Annotated in this window: 12 protein-coding genes; 10 read left to right on the top strand and 2 right to left on the bottom strand. The window is 73.7% G+C overall.

Annotated features, from left to right (window positions below; all coding sequences use genetic code 11):
* Window positions 1-15 precede the first annotated feature (15 nt).
* Together OG286_RS05515 and OG286_RS05520 are read right to left on the bottom strand one after the other, a co-directional pair.
* A complete protein-coding gene (locus OG286_RS05515; protein WP_396323308.1) occupies window positions 16-1,488 on the bottom strand; it encodes a sensor histidine kinase in 1,473 nt (490 codons plus the stop codon).
* Window positions 1,485-2,201, bottom strand: a complete 717-nt coding sequence (locus OG286_RS05520) for a response regulator transcription factor (RefSeq protein WP_396323307.1) — start codon at window positions 2,199-2,201, stop codon at window positions 1,485-1,487. Before OG286_RS05520 ends, OG286_RS05515 begins: the two co-directional genes overlap by 4 nt.
* A gap of 224 nt (window positions 2,202-2,425) precedes the next feature.
* On the opposite strand from OG286_RS05520, the gene OG286_RS05525 reads away from it, so the two are divergent.
* The 10 genes from OG286_RS05525 to OG286_RS05570 all read left to right on the top strand — a co-directional run bounded on the left by OG286_RS05525 (window position 2,426) and on the right by OG286_RS05570 (window position 13,631).
* A complete protein-coding gene (locus OG286_RS05525; protein ID WP_396323451.1) occupies window positions 2,426-3,781 on the top strand; it encodes a ferric reductase-like transmembrane domain-containing protein in 1,356 nt (451 codons plus the stop codon).
* A 20-nt stretch (window positions 3,782-3,801) separates the two neighbouring features.
* On the top strand, window positions 3,802-4,302 hold the full coding sequence (locus OG286_RS05530) for an FMN-binding protein (RefSeq protein ID WP_396323306.1): 501 nt from the start codon (window positions 3,802-3,804) through the stop codon (window positions 4,300-4,302).
* Between the two features lie 30 nt (window positions 4,303-4,332).
* Window positions 4,333-5,136, top strand: a complete 804-nt coding sequence (locus tag OG286_RS05535; RefSeq protein ID WP_396323450.1) for an FAD:protein FMN transferase — start codon at window positions 4,333-4,335, stop codon at window positions 5,134-5,136.
* A 462-nt stretch (window positions 5,137-5,598) separates the two neighbouring features.
* Window positions 5,599-6,429 carry a hypothetical protein gene (locus OG286_RS05540; protein WP_405364801.1) on the top strand — a complete coding sequence of 277 codons (831 nt, stop codon included), beginning with the start codon at window positions 5,599-5,601 and terminating at the stop codon, window positions 6,427-6,429.
* The gene (locus OG286_RS05545; protein ID WP_396323304.1) at window positions 6,426-7,925 is read left to right on the top strand and encodes an NADH-ubiquinone oxidoreductase-F iron-sulfur binding region domain-containing protein; all 1,500 of its coding nucleotides are present in this window, start codon (window positions 6,426-6,428) and stop codon (window positions 7,923-7,925) included. The genes OG286_RS05540 and OG286_RS05545 overlap by 4 nt, the downstream gene beginning before the upstream one ends.
* Window positions 7,926-8,239: 314 nt before the next feature.
* Window positions 8,240-9,256, top strand: a complete 1,017-nt coding sequence (locus OG286_RS05550; RefSeq protein WP_405362885.1) for a GlxA family transcriptional regulator — start codon at window positions 8,240-8,242, stop codon at window positions 9,254-9,256.
* A complete protein-coding gene (locus OG286_RS05555; RefSeq protein ID WP_405364803.1) occupies window positions 9,253-10,962 on the top strand; it encodes a thiamine pyrophosphate-binding protein in 1,710 nt (569 codons plus the stop codon). The genes OG286_RS05550 and OG286_RS05555 overlap by 4 nt, the downstream gene beginning before the upstream one ends.
* Window positions 10,934-11,587, top strand: coding sequence for an SRPBCC family protein (locus OG286_RS05560; RefSeq protein ID WP_396323301.1), 654 nt, complete (start codon window positions 10,934-10,936; stop codon window positions 11,585-11,587). The genes OG286_RS05555 and OG286_RS05560 overlap by 29 nt, the downstream gene beginning before the upstream one ends.
* The gene (locus tag OG286_RS05565; protein ID WP_396323300.1) at window positions 11,584-12,618 is read left to right on the top strand and encodes a 3-oxoacyl-ACP synthase III family protein; all 1,035 of its coding nucleotides are present in this window, start codon (window positions 11,584-11,586) and stop codon (window positions 12,616-12,618) included. The genes OG286_RS05560 and OG286_RS05565 overlap by 4 nt, the downstream gene beginning before the upstream one ends.
* A 101-nt stretch (window positions 12,619-12,719) precedes the next feature.
* A complete protein-coding gene (locus tag OG286_RS05570) occupies window positions 12,720-13,631 on the top strand; it encodes a phytoene/squalene synthase family protein (protein WP_396323299.1) in 912 nt (303 codons plus the stop codon).
* The last annotated feature ends 64 nt before the right edge of the window (window positions 13,632-13,695 follow it).

The raw sequence follows: 13,695 nt of genomic DNA on the forward strand, positions 1-13,695 counted from the left end.
TCCACCGCCCGCCGGTCACGTCCGAGGCGCGGCCGAGAGCCGCACGGCGAACACGGTGCGCCCCGGACGACTCGTCACCTCCACCTCACCGCCGTGTGCTCGGACCACGGCCCGCACGATCGACAGGCCGAGGCCGGTCGATCCCGTCGTGCGCGAGCGGGCCCGGTCGCCCCGGACGAAACGCTCGAACACCCGGTCGGCCAGCTCGGGCGGGATACCCGGGCCGTTGTCGGTGACCGTCATCCGGACCTGGTCCCCGAACCGCTCCAGACCGAGCTCGACCTCGGCACCGGGCGGGGTGTGGGTGTGGGCGTTCGCCAGCAGATTGGCCACCACCTGGCTCAGCCGGTGCGTGTCCCCGCGAACCAGAACGGGTTCCTCGGGCAGGGCCAGACGCCAGCGGTGCTCCGGTCCGGCGGCTCGGGCGTCCGCCAGCGCGTCCAGCGCGATCCTGGTCAGGTCGACCTCCTCGTCGGCCAGCGGCCGGCCTGCGTCCAGCCGGGCGAGCAGCAGCAGGTCCTCGACGATGGCGCCCATCCGGTCCGCTTCCGCGCTGATCCGTTCCAGTGAGTGACGCACCGGCCCGGGCACGGCACCGGGGTGGCGCAACGCGAGTTCCGCATGCCCGCGGACCGCTGCCACGGGGGTGCGCAGTTCGTGGCTGGCGTCAGCGGCGAACGCCCGCAGCCGTTCCTCCACGGCGTGCCGACGGGCCAGGGCTGCCCCCACGTGATCAAGCATCCGGTTGAGGGCCGTACCGACCCGGCCGACCTCCGTGCGCGGATCGTCGTCCGGGACCCGTTCGGCGAGGGTGACGGCGCCGCTGGCGAGCGGCAGGGCGCTGACCTGCTCGGCCGTGCTCGCCACCCGGTCCAGCGGGCGCAGCGACCAGCGGACCCAGAGCGCACCCGCGACTCCCGCCCCGGCGGCCGCCAAGGCGAACACCGTGACCTCCAGCGTCGCCAGCCGGTCGACGGTGTCCTCGACCTGCTGCAGGGGCAATCCGCTGACCAGGAGGTCACCGTCCCGGCCGGCGACGGCGCGCACCCGGTAGGGGCCGGTGGAACCGCCCAGGTCGACGGTGCGGGCCGGCCCGCCGACCGGGAGGGCGGCGAGAGCACGCTGCCCGGCCGGTGACAGCGCCACCCGGTCATCGTCGTTGGGGTCGTCCGCATCGTCGGCGTCGCCGTCGACCACGGCGGCCGCGGTCACCCGGCCGTTCAGGAGCCGGGCTCCGAAAGTGCCGGGCGCCTGGGCACGGGTGTCGCCGCCCTGTCCGGCGTGCTCCAGGCTGGCCGCGTACCGCCCGCCGGCATCGGCGAGCTGCTGGTCGAGCCGGTCCACCAGGAAGTGGCGCAGCGCCGCCGTGGTGGCGAGCCCGACGGCGGCGCAGGTCACCACCAGGAGCACCAGCAGCCCGGCGATCAGCCGGGCCCGCAGTGTCCTCGGCACCAGCCGGGCCGCCCGGCCGCGCAGGCCGCCGATCACGCGGCCGCCTTGATCAGATAGCCGGCCCCGCGCACGGTGTGGATCATCGGCGCCCGGCCCGCGTCCACCTTCTTGCGCAGGTAGCTGATGTACAGCTCGACCACGTGTGCCTGCCCCCCGAAGTCGTAGGACCAGACGGCGTCCAGGATCTGGGCCTTGCTCAGCACCTGCCGCGGATGGTGCATCAGATGGGCAAGAAGCGCGTACTCGGTGGGGCTCAGGTCGATGGTGTCGCCGCCCCGGGTCACCTCACGAGCCTGCTCGTCGAGGACGAGATCCCCGAGCACCAGCGCGTGCGCGGGCGGGGGAAGCGCCGCCCCCGCCGGTGCGGTGCGGCGGAGCAGCCCGCGCAGCCGGACGACGACCTCGGCCAGGCTGAACGGTTTGGTCACGTAGTCGTCGCCGCCGGCGGCGATGCCCGCGATGCGGTCCTCGACGGCGTCCCGGGCGGTGAGGAAGAGCACCCGGACCTGGGGTTGGTCCTCGTGGACGCGGCGCAGCACCTCCATGCCGTCGAGGTCCGGGAGCATCATGTCGAGCACGATGGCGTGCGGCCGCCAGGACGCCGCGGTCCGCACGGCTGCCAGGCCGGTGGTCTCGCCCAGGGCCTGCCAGCCCTCGTAGCGGACCGCACCACAGACCACCTCGACCAGATCGGGTTCATCGTCCACCACGAGGATTCGCCAGGCTCGCGTCTCGGCGGTGTCGTCCATGGTGCTCCCTCGGCATGCGCTGTCGTCGGCGTTCATTCTGGTCACGCAACGGTGAGAAAGCCATGAGATCGGATCTGCCGGGTGATCCGGCGGAACAGCCTCCGAGCTGCGCCGATGCCGCTCGGACGGGCGGGGCGCCGGTGCGGGTTCAGAGGCAACTGAGAGCTTGCGGTGCCATCGTGATCACCCCGGTGGCCACCGCCGCCGACAGGAAGGAGATCCCGATGGCCGGCGTCGCCCCGCCGCGCTCCGCGAGCCCGATACACCGGGCGGCACCACGCCGTCCGTCCGCCGCCGCACCGGCCGCCGCCCTCGGCCTGATCGTCGCCGGCGCGCTCGGTGTCGTCGCACTGTGGTGGACGAACACGACCGCGGTCACCGGTGCGGCCGGCTGGCTGGAGGGTGCAGGCCGGATCTCCGGCCTGCTCGCCGGGTACGCGGCACCCGTGCTGCTCCTGCTGGTGGCCCGGCTCCCGCCGCTGGAACGGGAGGTCGGCGCCGACCGCCTGGCCCGCTGGCACGCCTTCGGCGGCCGATGGCTGGTAGCCATGGTGACCGCGCACGTGCTCACGATCGTCTGGGGGTACGCCCTCACGGACGGCCGCGGTGTGCTCGGCGAGGGCGTGGAGATCGTGTTCCACTTCCCCGAGATGCTCAAGGCCACTCTGGCCACGCTCCTGATGCTGGGCACCGGCGCGGTGTCCGCCCGGGCGGCCCGCCGCCGGCTCTCCTACGAGACGTGGTACTACCTGCACCTGGCGACGTACCTGGCGGTGGCCCTGGCCTTCGGCCATCAGCTGGCCACCGGCGCCGACCTCGGCGGGGGCCCGGCCCGGGCCGCCTGGTGCGCCCTCTACCTGGGCACCGCGGGCCTGCTCGGCTGGTACCGACTGGTGCGGCCGTGGCTGCGCGACCGCCGCCATCAGCTCACGGTCGCCGAGGTCCGGCCCGAAGGCGCAGGCGTGGTGTCCCTCTTCCTGCGTGGGCATCGGCTCGACGAGCTGCGGGCCGAGCCCGGACAGTTCTTCCGGCTGCAGTTCGACGCGCCCGGCCTGCGCTGGGCCGCCAACCCGTACTCGCTGTCCGCACCGCCGCACCCGCACTTCCTGCGCTTCACCGTCAAGGAGCTCGGCGGACACAGTGCAGCGGTGGCCTCGCTGCGCCCGGGCACCCGCGTCCGCGCCGAGGGCCCGTACGGGGCCTTCACGGCACGCGTGCAGCGACGCCGCCGCGTGCTGCTGATCGGGGCGGGCGTGGGGATCACCCCGCTGCGGGCCCTGTTCGAGACGATGCCGGGCGAGGTGACCCTGGTTCAGCGGGCCGGGCGCCCGGAGGACCTCCTCTTCCGGGAGGAACTGGCGGAGGTCGCCCGTCGGCGCGGCGGTCGGGCGTACGAGCTGGTCGGGTCGAGGGCACAGGTCGGCGACCTCGGGACGGCCCTCGCCCGGCTGCTCCCCGGCCTCGCCGACCACGAGGTCTACCTGTGCGGCCCGGAGGCCATGGCCGAGGAGGCCGTGCGTTCGCTGCGGGCGGCCGGGGTACGGCGGGGCCGCATCCACCGCGAGTCCTTCACCTTCTGATCTCCCGAGGAGCACCTTCCATGCGCCGAGCCGTCGTCAGCAGCGCCGCCACCACGGCGGGAATCATCCTGCTGCTCTCCCTCAAACCACACCAGGCCGCCGGCCCGTCGGCGGTCATCAGCTCGGGCGGGAGCGACGCGTCCGGCGCCGCCGCCGGGCCGTCGGACGCGGCCTCGCCGTCCGTGGGCGCCACAGGATCGACCGGCGGGACGGCGCCCTCATCGGCGGCGACCGGCACGGGCGGGACGCGGAAGGTCACCGGTAGCGCGGCGAGCACCCGCTACGGGCCGGTGCAGGTCCGGATCACCCTCTCCGGCAGCCGGATCACCACCGTCGACGTGATCAAGTACCCGACGGAGGACCGTCGCGACCGGGAGATCAACAGCTCTGCCCTACCGCTGCTCAACCAGGAGGCGATAGCCGCCCAGAGCGCCGGGATCGACGTGGTCAGCGGCGCGACCTTCACCAGCCAGGGCTACATCCGCTCGCTGCAGAGCGCCCTCGACCAGGCCGGGCGCTGAGCTGCCGTGCTCCGCCACACCGAACCCGTCATGGGCACCGTCTTCTCGATCGCCGTCCGCGACCCCGGCCCGGACACCCCTGCGGTGTTCCGGGACATCACCGACCGGCTGCACCGCATCGACGCGGTCTTCTCCACCTACCGGGCGGACAGCGACATCAGCCGCCTCGACCGCGGCGAACTCGGGCCGGACGGCTGCGCCCCGGAGGTCCGCGAGGTGCACGCGGCCTGCCGCGCGGTCGCCGCGGAGACCGACGGCTACTTCACCGACCGGCCCGGCGGCCGCCTCGACCCCAGCGGCTGGGTCAAGGGCTGGGCGGTCGAGGAGGCGGCACGGACGCTCCACGCCGCCGGATCCCGGGAGTTCTGCGTCAGCGGCGGCGGGGACGTGCAGACCGCCGGCGGCCCGTGGCGGATCGGTGTCGCCCACCCCCTGCGGGCCGGCCGGCTCACCGCCGTTCTGGGCGGCAGCGGTCTCGCAGTGGCCACCTCCGGCACCGCCGAGCGCGGCCCGCACATCCTGGACCCGCACACCGGGCGCCCCGCGACCGGCCTGGCCTCGCTGACCCTGGTCGCCGGCCCGGGCACCGGCATCGCCCGCATCGACGCCTGGACCACCGCGGCGTTCGCCATGGGCCCGGACCGGGCCCTCTCCTGGGTAGCCCGGCAACCCGGCGTCGAAGCCCTCGCCGTCCTGCCCGACGGCACCAAACGATGGACGGAAGGCCTGCCCCGCCACCTCCCGCCGAGCGGCCCGACCGACTGGCACCGGCCCCCCGCTCCCGGCGGGGTCAGTACAGACAGACCGGGAGCGGAACCGCCCGGAGGGCTGTGAACGCGGCGGTTCGCGGCCTGGTCCAGCCGACACCGCCGCGGGACGGCGCCGTGGGCACCTGTCCTCCGGGCCGGCCGGATCCCGGGTCGCCGTCGGCAGGCACGGTCGGTGACCGACCGAGCGAGGTCATTCGACTACGATCCATTGCCGCCTGCGGCTTCGGAGCGTGAGCCCGGTTACGTCACTCCAGGTACCTACTACGGCCGGCCGTAGGCACGTCCCCCTGCTCGGGCTGCGGACAGACCCCGTGCGACGGGGCCGTCCTACGGCCCGGTGTCGTATTCGGCAACCTTTGTCCCCGGTTCGGGCCCCGCTAAGAATGGAGCGGGTCAAGCCGTGCCACCCGCCCCACAGCCGGGTGCGCGCTCCCCGATGTGGCTTCGAGGCGGGTACAGCCGATCCGACACCGCTGTCGGCCCACTCCCTGCCGGCTGACCCGAACCCACGGAAGAAGGTACTCAGATGTCCGGACCTGCCCTTCTGGGGGCCGCCGCGGTCGGCGGCGCGCCGGCCGCTGTGGCCGGCCGCGTCATGACCTTCCTGGACTACTTCGCCGGGGTCTTCACCCTGGTCTCGGTGACCGCGGCGGTCGTATGCGGGCTGGTCGCCACGGACCGCCTGGTCCTGACGCCCCGGTTGAGGGTGGCCGTCCAGTCGGTGCACCGGGCAACCGCCGTCGCGGCGCTCGGGTTCCTGGCCGTCCACATCGCTGTCAAGGTCGCCGAACGCCACGCCGGCCCGCAGGGCACGGTCGTCCCTTTCACCGGCGGCACCGCCGTCGCGGTGAGCCTGGGAACCGTCGCAGCCGACCTGCTCGTCCTGGTCGCGGCGACGGGCGCGGTCCGCGGGCGCTTCGCGGGGAGTCGGCACGCCTGGCTCTGGCGGGTGATGCATGCGGGCGCATACGCCTGCTGGCCGATCGCGCTGGCCCACGGTCTGACCGCCGGACGCGCGGCGCACGCCTGGGTCCTGTGGGGATACGGCCTGTGTGCGGCGCTGGTCGCCCTCGCTCTGCTGGTCCGAATCCTCGCCTGGCTGGGACGCCGCCGGACCGTCACCCGGGACCGACGCCGCTCGAAGGCTCACCGGGCCGGCGCACCGCTCCCGGCCGGGCTGATCGCCCTCTCCGCACCGTCGGCACCGCACGGTGGCGATCTGGCGGCTGTCCGGGGCAGGCCCCCGGCAACGGCAGGCGTGGCGGCCCGGAGCGGCACGGTGCCGCGCCAGCCGCGGCACGCCGCACCAACAGCACCCAGGCATCTGGGGCTGGCCCGGCCCGGTGGTGGCCTGTGAGCGCCCGGATCGACCTGCCGCAGGTGCGCCACATGGGGCGGGCCCGGCTGACCGCTGGGCTGGACCGCTTCCAACGCCTCGACCTCGCCGCCCACACCCGCGTCCACCCTCCCCTGCCCCGGCCCACCCGGGACGACGTGCTGGACCTGGCCGAGCGCGTCGATCTCCGCGGACGCGGCGGCGCGGGTTTCCCCTTCGCCCGCAAGGCCCGCGCCGCGGTCGCCGCCGCCGGCCGAACCGGAACCCGTCCTGTCATCGTGGTGAACGGCGCGGAGGGCGAGCCCCCGAGCGCCAAGGACAGGATGCTGCTCGCGCGAGCGCCGCACCTCGTGCTCGACGGCGCCTGCCTCGCCGCAGCCGCCTTCGGGGCCGAGGAGATCGTGATCGGCGTCGCCGCCGGCAGCCCCGGTGAGGTCTCGATCCCCGCCGCCCTCGACGAGCGCGACCTGCCGTGCCCGGCCCGGACCGTACGTCTTCCCGAGCGCTTCGTCTCCGGGGAGTCCGGCGCACTGATCCGCGGGGTCAACGGGCTTCCGGTACAACCCGCCGCGGTGAAGACCCGCGCGGCCGAGGGCGGAACGGGAGGCGTTCGGCGGCGCCCGACGCTGCTCTCCAACGCCGAGACCTGGGCTCAGCTCGCCGTGGCCGCCCGGCTCGGCCCCGAGGCCTACGCCGCCGTCGGCACCGCCGCCGAGCCGGGCACTGTCCTGCTGACGGTCAACCGCCCCGCGGCGGGTCCTCTCGTGGTCGAGGCCCCCTTCGGAACGGGGCTGGGAGACGTACTGGACGCGTGTGGGCTGCGGCCGGGCGACGGCGTGCTGGTGGGCGGCTATCACGGTGCCTGGCTGGCCCCGGCGGACGCCGCCGGGGCGGCCCTCTCCCGCACGGGTCTCGCCGAGGTCGGCGGCACCCTCGGCGCCGGTGCGATCGTCGCACTCCCTGCTGACACGTGCCCGCTCGGCGAGATCACCCGGGTCGCGGCCTGGCTGGCGGGCGAGTCGGCCGGGCAGTGCGGGCCGTGCAGGAGCGGGCTGCCCGACGCCGCCGAAGCGCTCGCCGTGCTGGCCGCGGGCGCCGGCGGGCCCGCGGTCCTGGACGATGTCCGGCGCGCCCTCGGTGGCGCGCAGGGTGGCGGCGCCTGCTCGCACCCCGACGGCACGGCCCGCTTCGTGCTGAGCGCGCTCGACGTCTTCACCCGGGACGTCGAGGCCCACGTCGCCGGCGCCGGGTGCGGGAGGCCGGTCCTCGGCGTGCTGCCGCTCCCCCGCGACGAGAGCGCACGCCTGGAGGTGGACTGGTCCCGCTGCGCCGGGCACGGGCTGTGCGGCGTACTGGCTCCCGGCCTCGTCCGGCTCGGCCCGCACGGCTATCCCGCGTCGACCACCGTCCCCGTCGCCCCCTGGCAGGAACACGGCGCCCGCCGGGCCGTGAACCAGTGCCCGGCACTTGCTCTGCGCATCCGCCGCCCCGAGCGGGCACCCGGCCGACCCCGGTGAGCGGTGTTCGGGAGCGGAGGGAGACGTTGCTGGCGGTGACCCGGCTGGACCGGGGACGTCCACCACGATCTCCCGTCCGCAACGGCTCCCCGTCCGGCTCGGTTCGGAGGCCGACGAGCTGCGGATGTGCCCGCGCGAATGCGGCTGCGGCTCCTGTCGACCCACCCTCACCGTGAGCCACTTCACACCGGACCGTCGTTCTCCGCGAACAGAGCTGGTCAGTGCCGGTCCGTAGCCCCCGGCGACGGACCCATGGCCGAATTCGTCAGTAGACCGTCATTGCCGCCGTTCCGCTCCGGATACAGGCTGTGACTGTGCATCAGCGACGAGTTGTGGTGTTGGTCTATCCCGGTGCACAGGCACTGGACATAGCGGGTCCGATCGAGGTGTTCGACACCGTGAACCGCATGCTCCCCGAGGCGGGTGTCCGGTATCGGATCGAGTTCGTCTCCCCCGACACACCGCTCGTGCGGACCTGCTCGGGCATGGTGATCGCGGCCGAGCCGCTCGCCACGGGGGACGGCCCGATCGACACCCTCCTCGTCCCGGGCGGATGGAGCCTCAAGGAGGCCTTGGCGGACCGGGAGTTGGTCGCCTGGATCCGCCGGGCGGCGGCTCGGGCGCGCCGGGTCACCTCGGTGTGCGGCGGGGCGTTCCTGCTCGCCGAGGCCGGCCTTCTCACGGGGAGGCGCGCCACGACCCACTGGGCCTTCTGCGAGGAGATGGCCCAGCGGTACCCGGACGTGACGGTGGACCGCGAGCCGATCTTCGTCTGGGACGGCTCCTTCGTCACCTCGGCCGGAGTGTCCACCGGGATAGACATGGCCCTGTCCCTGGTGGAGGCCGACCACGGTGCGGCCTTCGCGCTGGACGTGGCGCGGTTCCTGGTCCTGTTCTTCAAGCGCAACGGCGGGCAGTCGCAGTTCAGCACGGTCCTGGAGGCGCAACTCGCCGATCGCGCGCCGATCCGCGCCGCGCAGGAGTGGATTCTCTCGCACCTCGAACAGCCACTGCCCGTGCCCGAGATCGCCGAGCGCGCCAACATGAGCGTGCGGAACTTCGCCCGGGTGTTCCGGCGCGAGGTGGGGACACCCCCGGGCCAGTACATCGACCAGATGCGCATCGCCCGGGCCCGCAAGCTTCTGGAGTCCACCGATCTCCCGGTCACCCAGATCGCCCGGCGCTGCGGCTTCCCGGCCCCCGAGACGTTCTTCCGCTCCTTCGGCCGAGCCCTGGAACTGACCCCGAAGGAATACCGCCAACGCTTCCAGACCGCCTCGCCGGCCGGCCGCATCGTCGGGCCGGGCCCGTCCGACAGGAGCTCCGCATGACCGCCGTGGTCCGGCTCGTCGACCACCTCGCGAGGGAGCTGGCCGAGTCCGGCGTCAGGCACGTGTTCGGTGTCGGCGGCGCGAACATCGAGGATCTCTACGACGCCCTGCACGCCTCCGGCGACGTGATCCGCACCGTCGTGGCCAAGCACGAGTTCTCCGCCGCCACCATGGCGGACGGCCAGGCCCGGGCCACCGGGCGCCTCGGCGTCGTCGCCGTGACCTCGGGCGGTGGAGCGGTGAATCTGGTGCCGGGGCTGGCGGAGGCGTACGCCTCGCGGGTGCCGATGCTGGCAATCGTGGGACAACCGCCCACCGAGCAGGAGGGTTTCGGAGCGTTCCAGGACTCCAGCGGCAGGGCGGGTTCCATCGACGCCCGGGAGCTGTTCACCCCCGTGAGCCGGTACTGCGCCCGGGTCGACGACCCGGACTCGTTCCCGGAGCTGCTGTCCCGGGCGGTCGCGGTGGCCCAGACCGATCCCAAGGGCCCGGTCGTGCTCCTGCTGCCCAAGGACGTGCAGCGGGCACCGGTGGAGCTCCGGGAGCCGCTGCCGGCCGCCCCGCCGGTCCGTACGGAACCCCACCTCCCGGGCCCCACGGTGGACGTCCTTCGCCGCGCACAACGCGTCCTGGTCATCGCCGGTGAGGGCGTGGCCTCGGCCGACGCCCGGGCCGAGCTGGCCGACGTGGCAGGCCGGCTCGGTGCCTGGGTGGCCGTCACCCCGGACGCCAAGGACGTGTTCGACAACCGGGACGCCCGGTTCGCCGGGGTGGCCGGGGTGATGGGTCATGCGAACGTGGCAGAGTGCCTTCGCCGGGCCGACGCCTGCCTGCTGGTGGGCACCCGGCTGCCGGCCCTCGCCCGCGGCGGCCTGGAGCAGGCGCTGGCCGGGACGCCGGTGATCTGCATCGATCCAGAGGCACCGTTCGTGCCCGGGACCTCCCTGCGCGGCGACCTGCGGGACACCCTGCACGCGCTCGCCGCCCGGCTCGCTCCCGGCCGGCACCCGGCCCCCGCACATGCCGGCCCCTCCCCTCTGCCGACCCCGCAGGCCCCGGCCGGTTCCCACCCCGCGGCGGGTTCCTATGCCGCGGCCGTGGCCTCGGTCGAGGCCGCGCTGCCCACGGACGCACACGTCTTCGTGGACGCCGGAAACGCCGGGGCCAGCGCGATCCACCTGCTCCCCGCGCCGCGCGAGGGCCGCTTCGTGGTGGCGGTCGGCATGGGCGGCATGGGCTACACCTTCGGTGCCGGGATCGGCGCGGCGCTGGCCACCGGGCAGCGCACGTACGTGATCGCCGGTGACGGCGCGTTCTTCATGCACGGCATGGAGGTCCACACCGCGGTCGAGCACGCCGCGCCCGTCACCTTCGTGATCTTCAACAACAACGCCCACGCCATGTGCGCCACTCGTGAGCACCTGTTCCTCGGGGCCGTGCACCCCGGCAACCTGTTCCGCCCGGCGGACATCGCCAGGGGCATGGCCGGCATGTTCCCCGGCCTGGACGTGACCCGGGCCGAGGACGGTGCACAGCTGCGCCGGGCACTGCTGCGGAGCAACACGAGCAACGGTCCCGCCTTCGTCACGCTGGATTTCGATCCTGCCGAGATACCGCCGTTCCTTCCCTTCCTGAACATCGCCGGCCGGGAGCCGGCCCAGAACGAGGAGACCTCCCATGAGCGCGGACCAGTCCGTGTTGGCTGACATTCCCGGCCTCACGAGGGTCGAGAACACCGACCTGGAGCAGCTGACGGCCCGCTGCGCGGAACTGACCCGGCCCGCCTACCCACACGGCGAGGTCTACGGGAAGTACTGCACGATCCAGGAATACGTCGCCTGCCCGCCGGAGCAGGCGTACGAGTACCTGAGGCAGGGCCACCACCTGGAGGAATGGACGTACAGCCTGCGGAACTTCGGCCCCACCGGGACCCCGGGGCTCTGGGTCGGTGACGACCGCCTGGAGGAGCAGACCCGGATCTTCTGCAGGGTGGAGACCAACGCCGAGGCCATGACGGTGGACTTCCACTGCTCCTGGGACCAGGGCGACGAGCTCTGGATGGTGTACCTGATGCGCGTCCTGCCTGCCCGGTCGGTGCTCGGCAAGCCCGGCTCCGTGATCACCTGGACCAACTGCCGGCACCCGTACTACGACGCCAACCCCCACCCCGGCCTGGCCCCGCGGGCCGACCGCCCGTGGGTGGGCGACTACTGGGACCTCTTCTACGCCGGCCACACGGTGGAGATGGGCAACCTCAAGGCGATCCTGGAACACCGCCACCGCAACGGCCTGCCGGTCTGCTCCTCCCCCACCACGGCGGTGGTGCGGTGACCACGGTCAGCCTCACCGACGTCGCCGGCTACCTTCCCGGCGAGCCGGTCCCCGCCGAGTTCTACACCGAGTACCCCGGCGCGGAGGACAGGCTCCGCGACAACCCCATGTTCAGGATTCCCCCGATGCGCCACCACGTGGCCGCGGGCGAGACCAACGTCGACATGGTCGAGCGCGCGGTCGCGTCCCTGATCGAGCGGCACGGGGCAGCCGAGATCCGCTCCGTGGACGTCCTGCTGATGCACAGTCAGCTTCCGGACTCGCCCTTCGTGGGCGCCGGGACCGAGGTGGCACGCCGGCTGGGACTGAAACCGCAGTGGCTGATCGACGTGGCCAACGCCGGGTGCGCCTCCTTCGTCCACATGCTCGAACTGGCCCGGCAGATCCTCACCACCACCGACGCCAGGACCGCGCTGATCTGCAACGCGCAGAGCGCCGCCGGCCAGCTGTTCACCCAGCCCGACGTGCGCCGGCTCGCCCAGGCCGCGATCCCCGGGGACGGCTGCGGGGTGGGGTACGTCACCACATCGGAGGGCTCTCCCGTCCTGCATCTGATCACTCGTCACATCGCCGGCCACGGCGGCGACATGAAGGCCGTCCTCGATGACGGTCGCAAGTACTGGGAGCCGGGGGAGTCCCAGCTGCGGATCGGCTTCACCGAGGCCACCACCGCCAAGGTCCTCGAACGCGGCAACCGCCTGGTGCCGGAGGTGGTCACCGAGCTGTGCCGTGGGCTCGGGGTCACCACCGGCGAGATCGACCTGCTGGTGACCAACCAGCCCAACCGCACGTTCCTGCGCAACTGGCGCGAGCAACTGCGGCTGCCGCCGCACCGCCACCCCGACACCTTCGACAGCTGCGGCAACCTGTTCGGCGCGGCGATCCCCATCACCCTCGACCACGCCATCCGTTCAGGACGGGTCGAGGAGGGCGACCTCGTGGTGCTGGGCGGATTCGCCCACGCGGGCGATTACGCGGGCGCGGCCGCGATCCGCTGGAACACCGGCAGCACCGCCCCACTCGGCCGGTAAGGGCTGCCGACGCGGCAACGCGAGCATCACGGCCTCCTGCTCGGACGATGTCCCCCGGCGTCTAGGCTCGGGGACATCGACCAAGGAGAGGGCGAACACGAGTGGGCAGCTGGGAGAGCGCGCTGGACGCGGCCGGGATCGACGACCCGGGACTGCGCGACGACTACAGCCGGCAGCGCCGGCAGGTCACGCAGTACAAGCGGGAGGCCGTGCTGGCCGCCGATCTCCTCCTGCCGGCACGGCTCGTGCCGCACGTGATCGCGGCCACCGCCCACATGCACCGCACCGACACCCTGCTCGACAGCGGGCCGCGCGACGAGCGGAAAGCCGCGTACTCGCGCTGGGAGCAGGAGGTCGCCGACAGCCTCGCCAACGGCGGGACGGACAACCCCGAACTGCGTCCGCTGCTGAACACCGTCGCCGCGCACCCCGCCCTGCGCGACCGCGCGCTGGAGCACCTCGCCGGAGCAGGCGCCGACCTCGACTTCGCCGGGTTCGCCACCGAGGCCGACTACCAGCACTACGTGGACGCCTACTCGCTGCCCGCGTTCATGGTCGTCGCCACCCTGCTCGGCCCGGACGGAGACCAGACGGCCTACCGTGCCGCCTGTCGCACCTTCATCGATGCCAGCCAACGGCTCGACTTCGTCAGCGACCTCGCCGAGGACCTGGCCGACGACCGCCTGACGATCCCCGAGCAGACCCTGAACCGGCACGAGGTCACCCGCGCCGACCTGGAACACGCCCGCAACCTCACGGGCATCCGGGCGCTGATCACCGACCAACTCGACCGGGTCGACCGCACCCTCGCCGAGGGCCGCGCCGTCGTCGGCCACGTCCCGCCCGCCCACCGGCCCATGGTCCGCTGCATGATCGGCCTGGACGAACTGACCAGCACCGCGGCCCGCGCCGACATCCCCGCCCTGCTGCGCCGCTCGGCCGGCCCGCCCAAGCTCGCCGCCCTTCGCCTGCTCGGCCTCGAATACCTGCGGGCGCGCCGCGTCAGGCGCTGAACGTCACCATCGCGCCGGTCGCTTCGGGCGGTGCGGTGCGGGCGGTGCGCGGGGCCCTCCCCCA

Origin of the sequence: Kitasatospora sp. NBC_00039 (genome assembly GCF_045160625.1) — a bacterium.
In the GTDB taxonomy this organism is placed as follows: domain Bacteria; phylum Actinomycetota; class Actinomycetes; order Streptomycetales; family Streptomycetaceae; genus Kitasatospora.

Coding starts and splice junctions, on each gene's coding strand:
- OG286_RS05520 (WP_396323307.1), bottom strand. CDS start 2,201: ATGGACGACACCGCCGAGACGCGAGCCTGGCGAATCCTCGTGGTGGAC.
- OG286_RS05525 (WP_396323451.1), top strand. CDS start 2,426: ATGGCCGGCGTCGCCCCGCCGCGCTCCGCGAGCCCGATACACCGGGCG.
- OG286_RS05530 (WP_396323306.1), top strand. CDS start 3,802: ATGCGCCGAGCCGTCGTCAGCAGCGCCGCCACCACGGCGGGAATCATC.
- OG286_RS05535 (WP_396323450.1), top strand. CDS start 4,333: ATGGGCACCGTCTTCTCGATCGCCGTCCGCGACCCCGGCCCGGACACC.
- OG286_RS05540 (WP_405364801.1), top strand. CDS start 5,599: ATGTCCGGACCTGCCCTTCTGGGGGCCGCCGCGGTCGGCGGCGCGCCG.
- OG286_RS05555 (WP_405364803.1), top strand. CDS start 9,253: ATGACCGCCGTGGTCCGGCTCGTCGACCACCTCGCGAGGGAGCTGGCC.
- OG286_RS05560 (WP_396323301.1), top strand. CDS start 10,934: ATGAGCGCGGACCAGTCCGTGTTGGCTGACATTCCCGGCCTCACGAGG.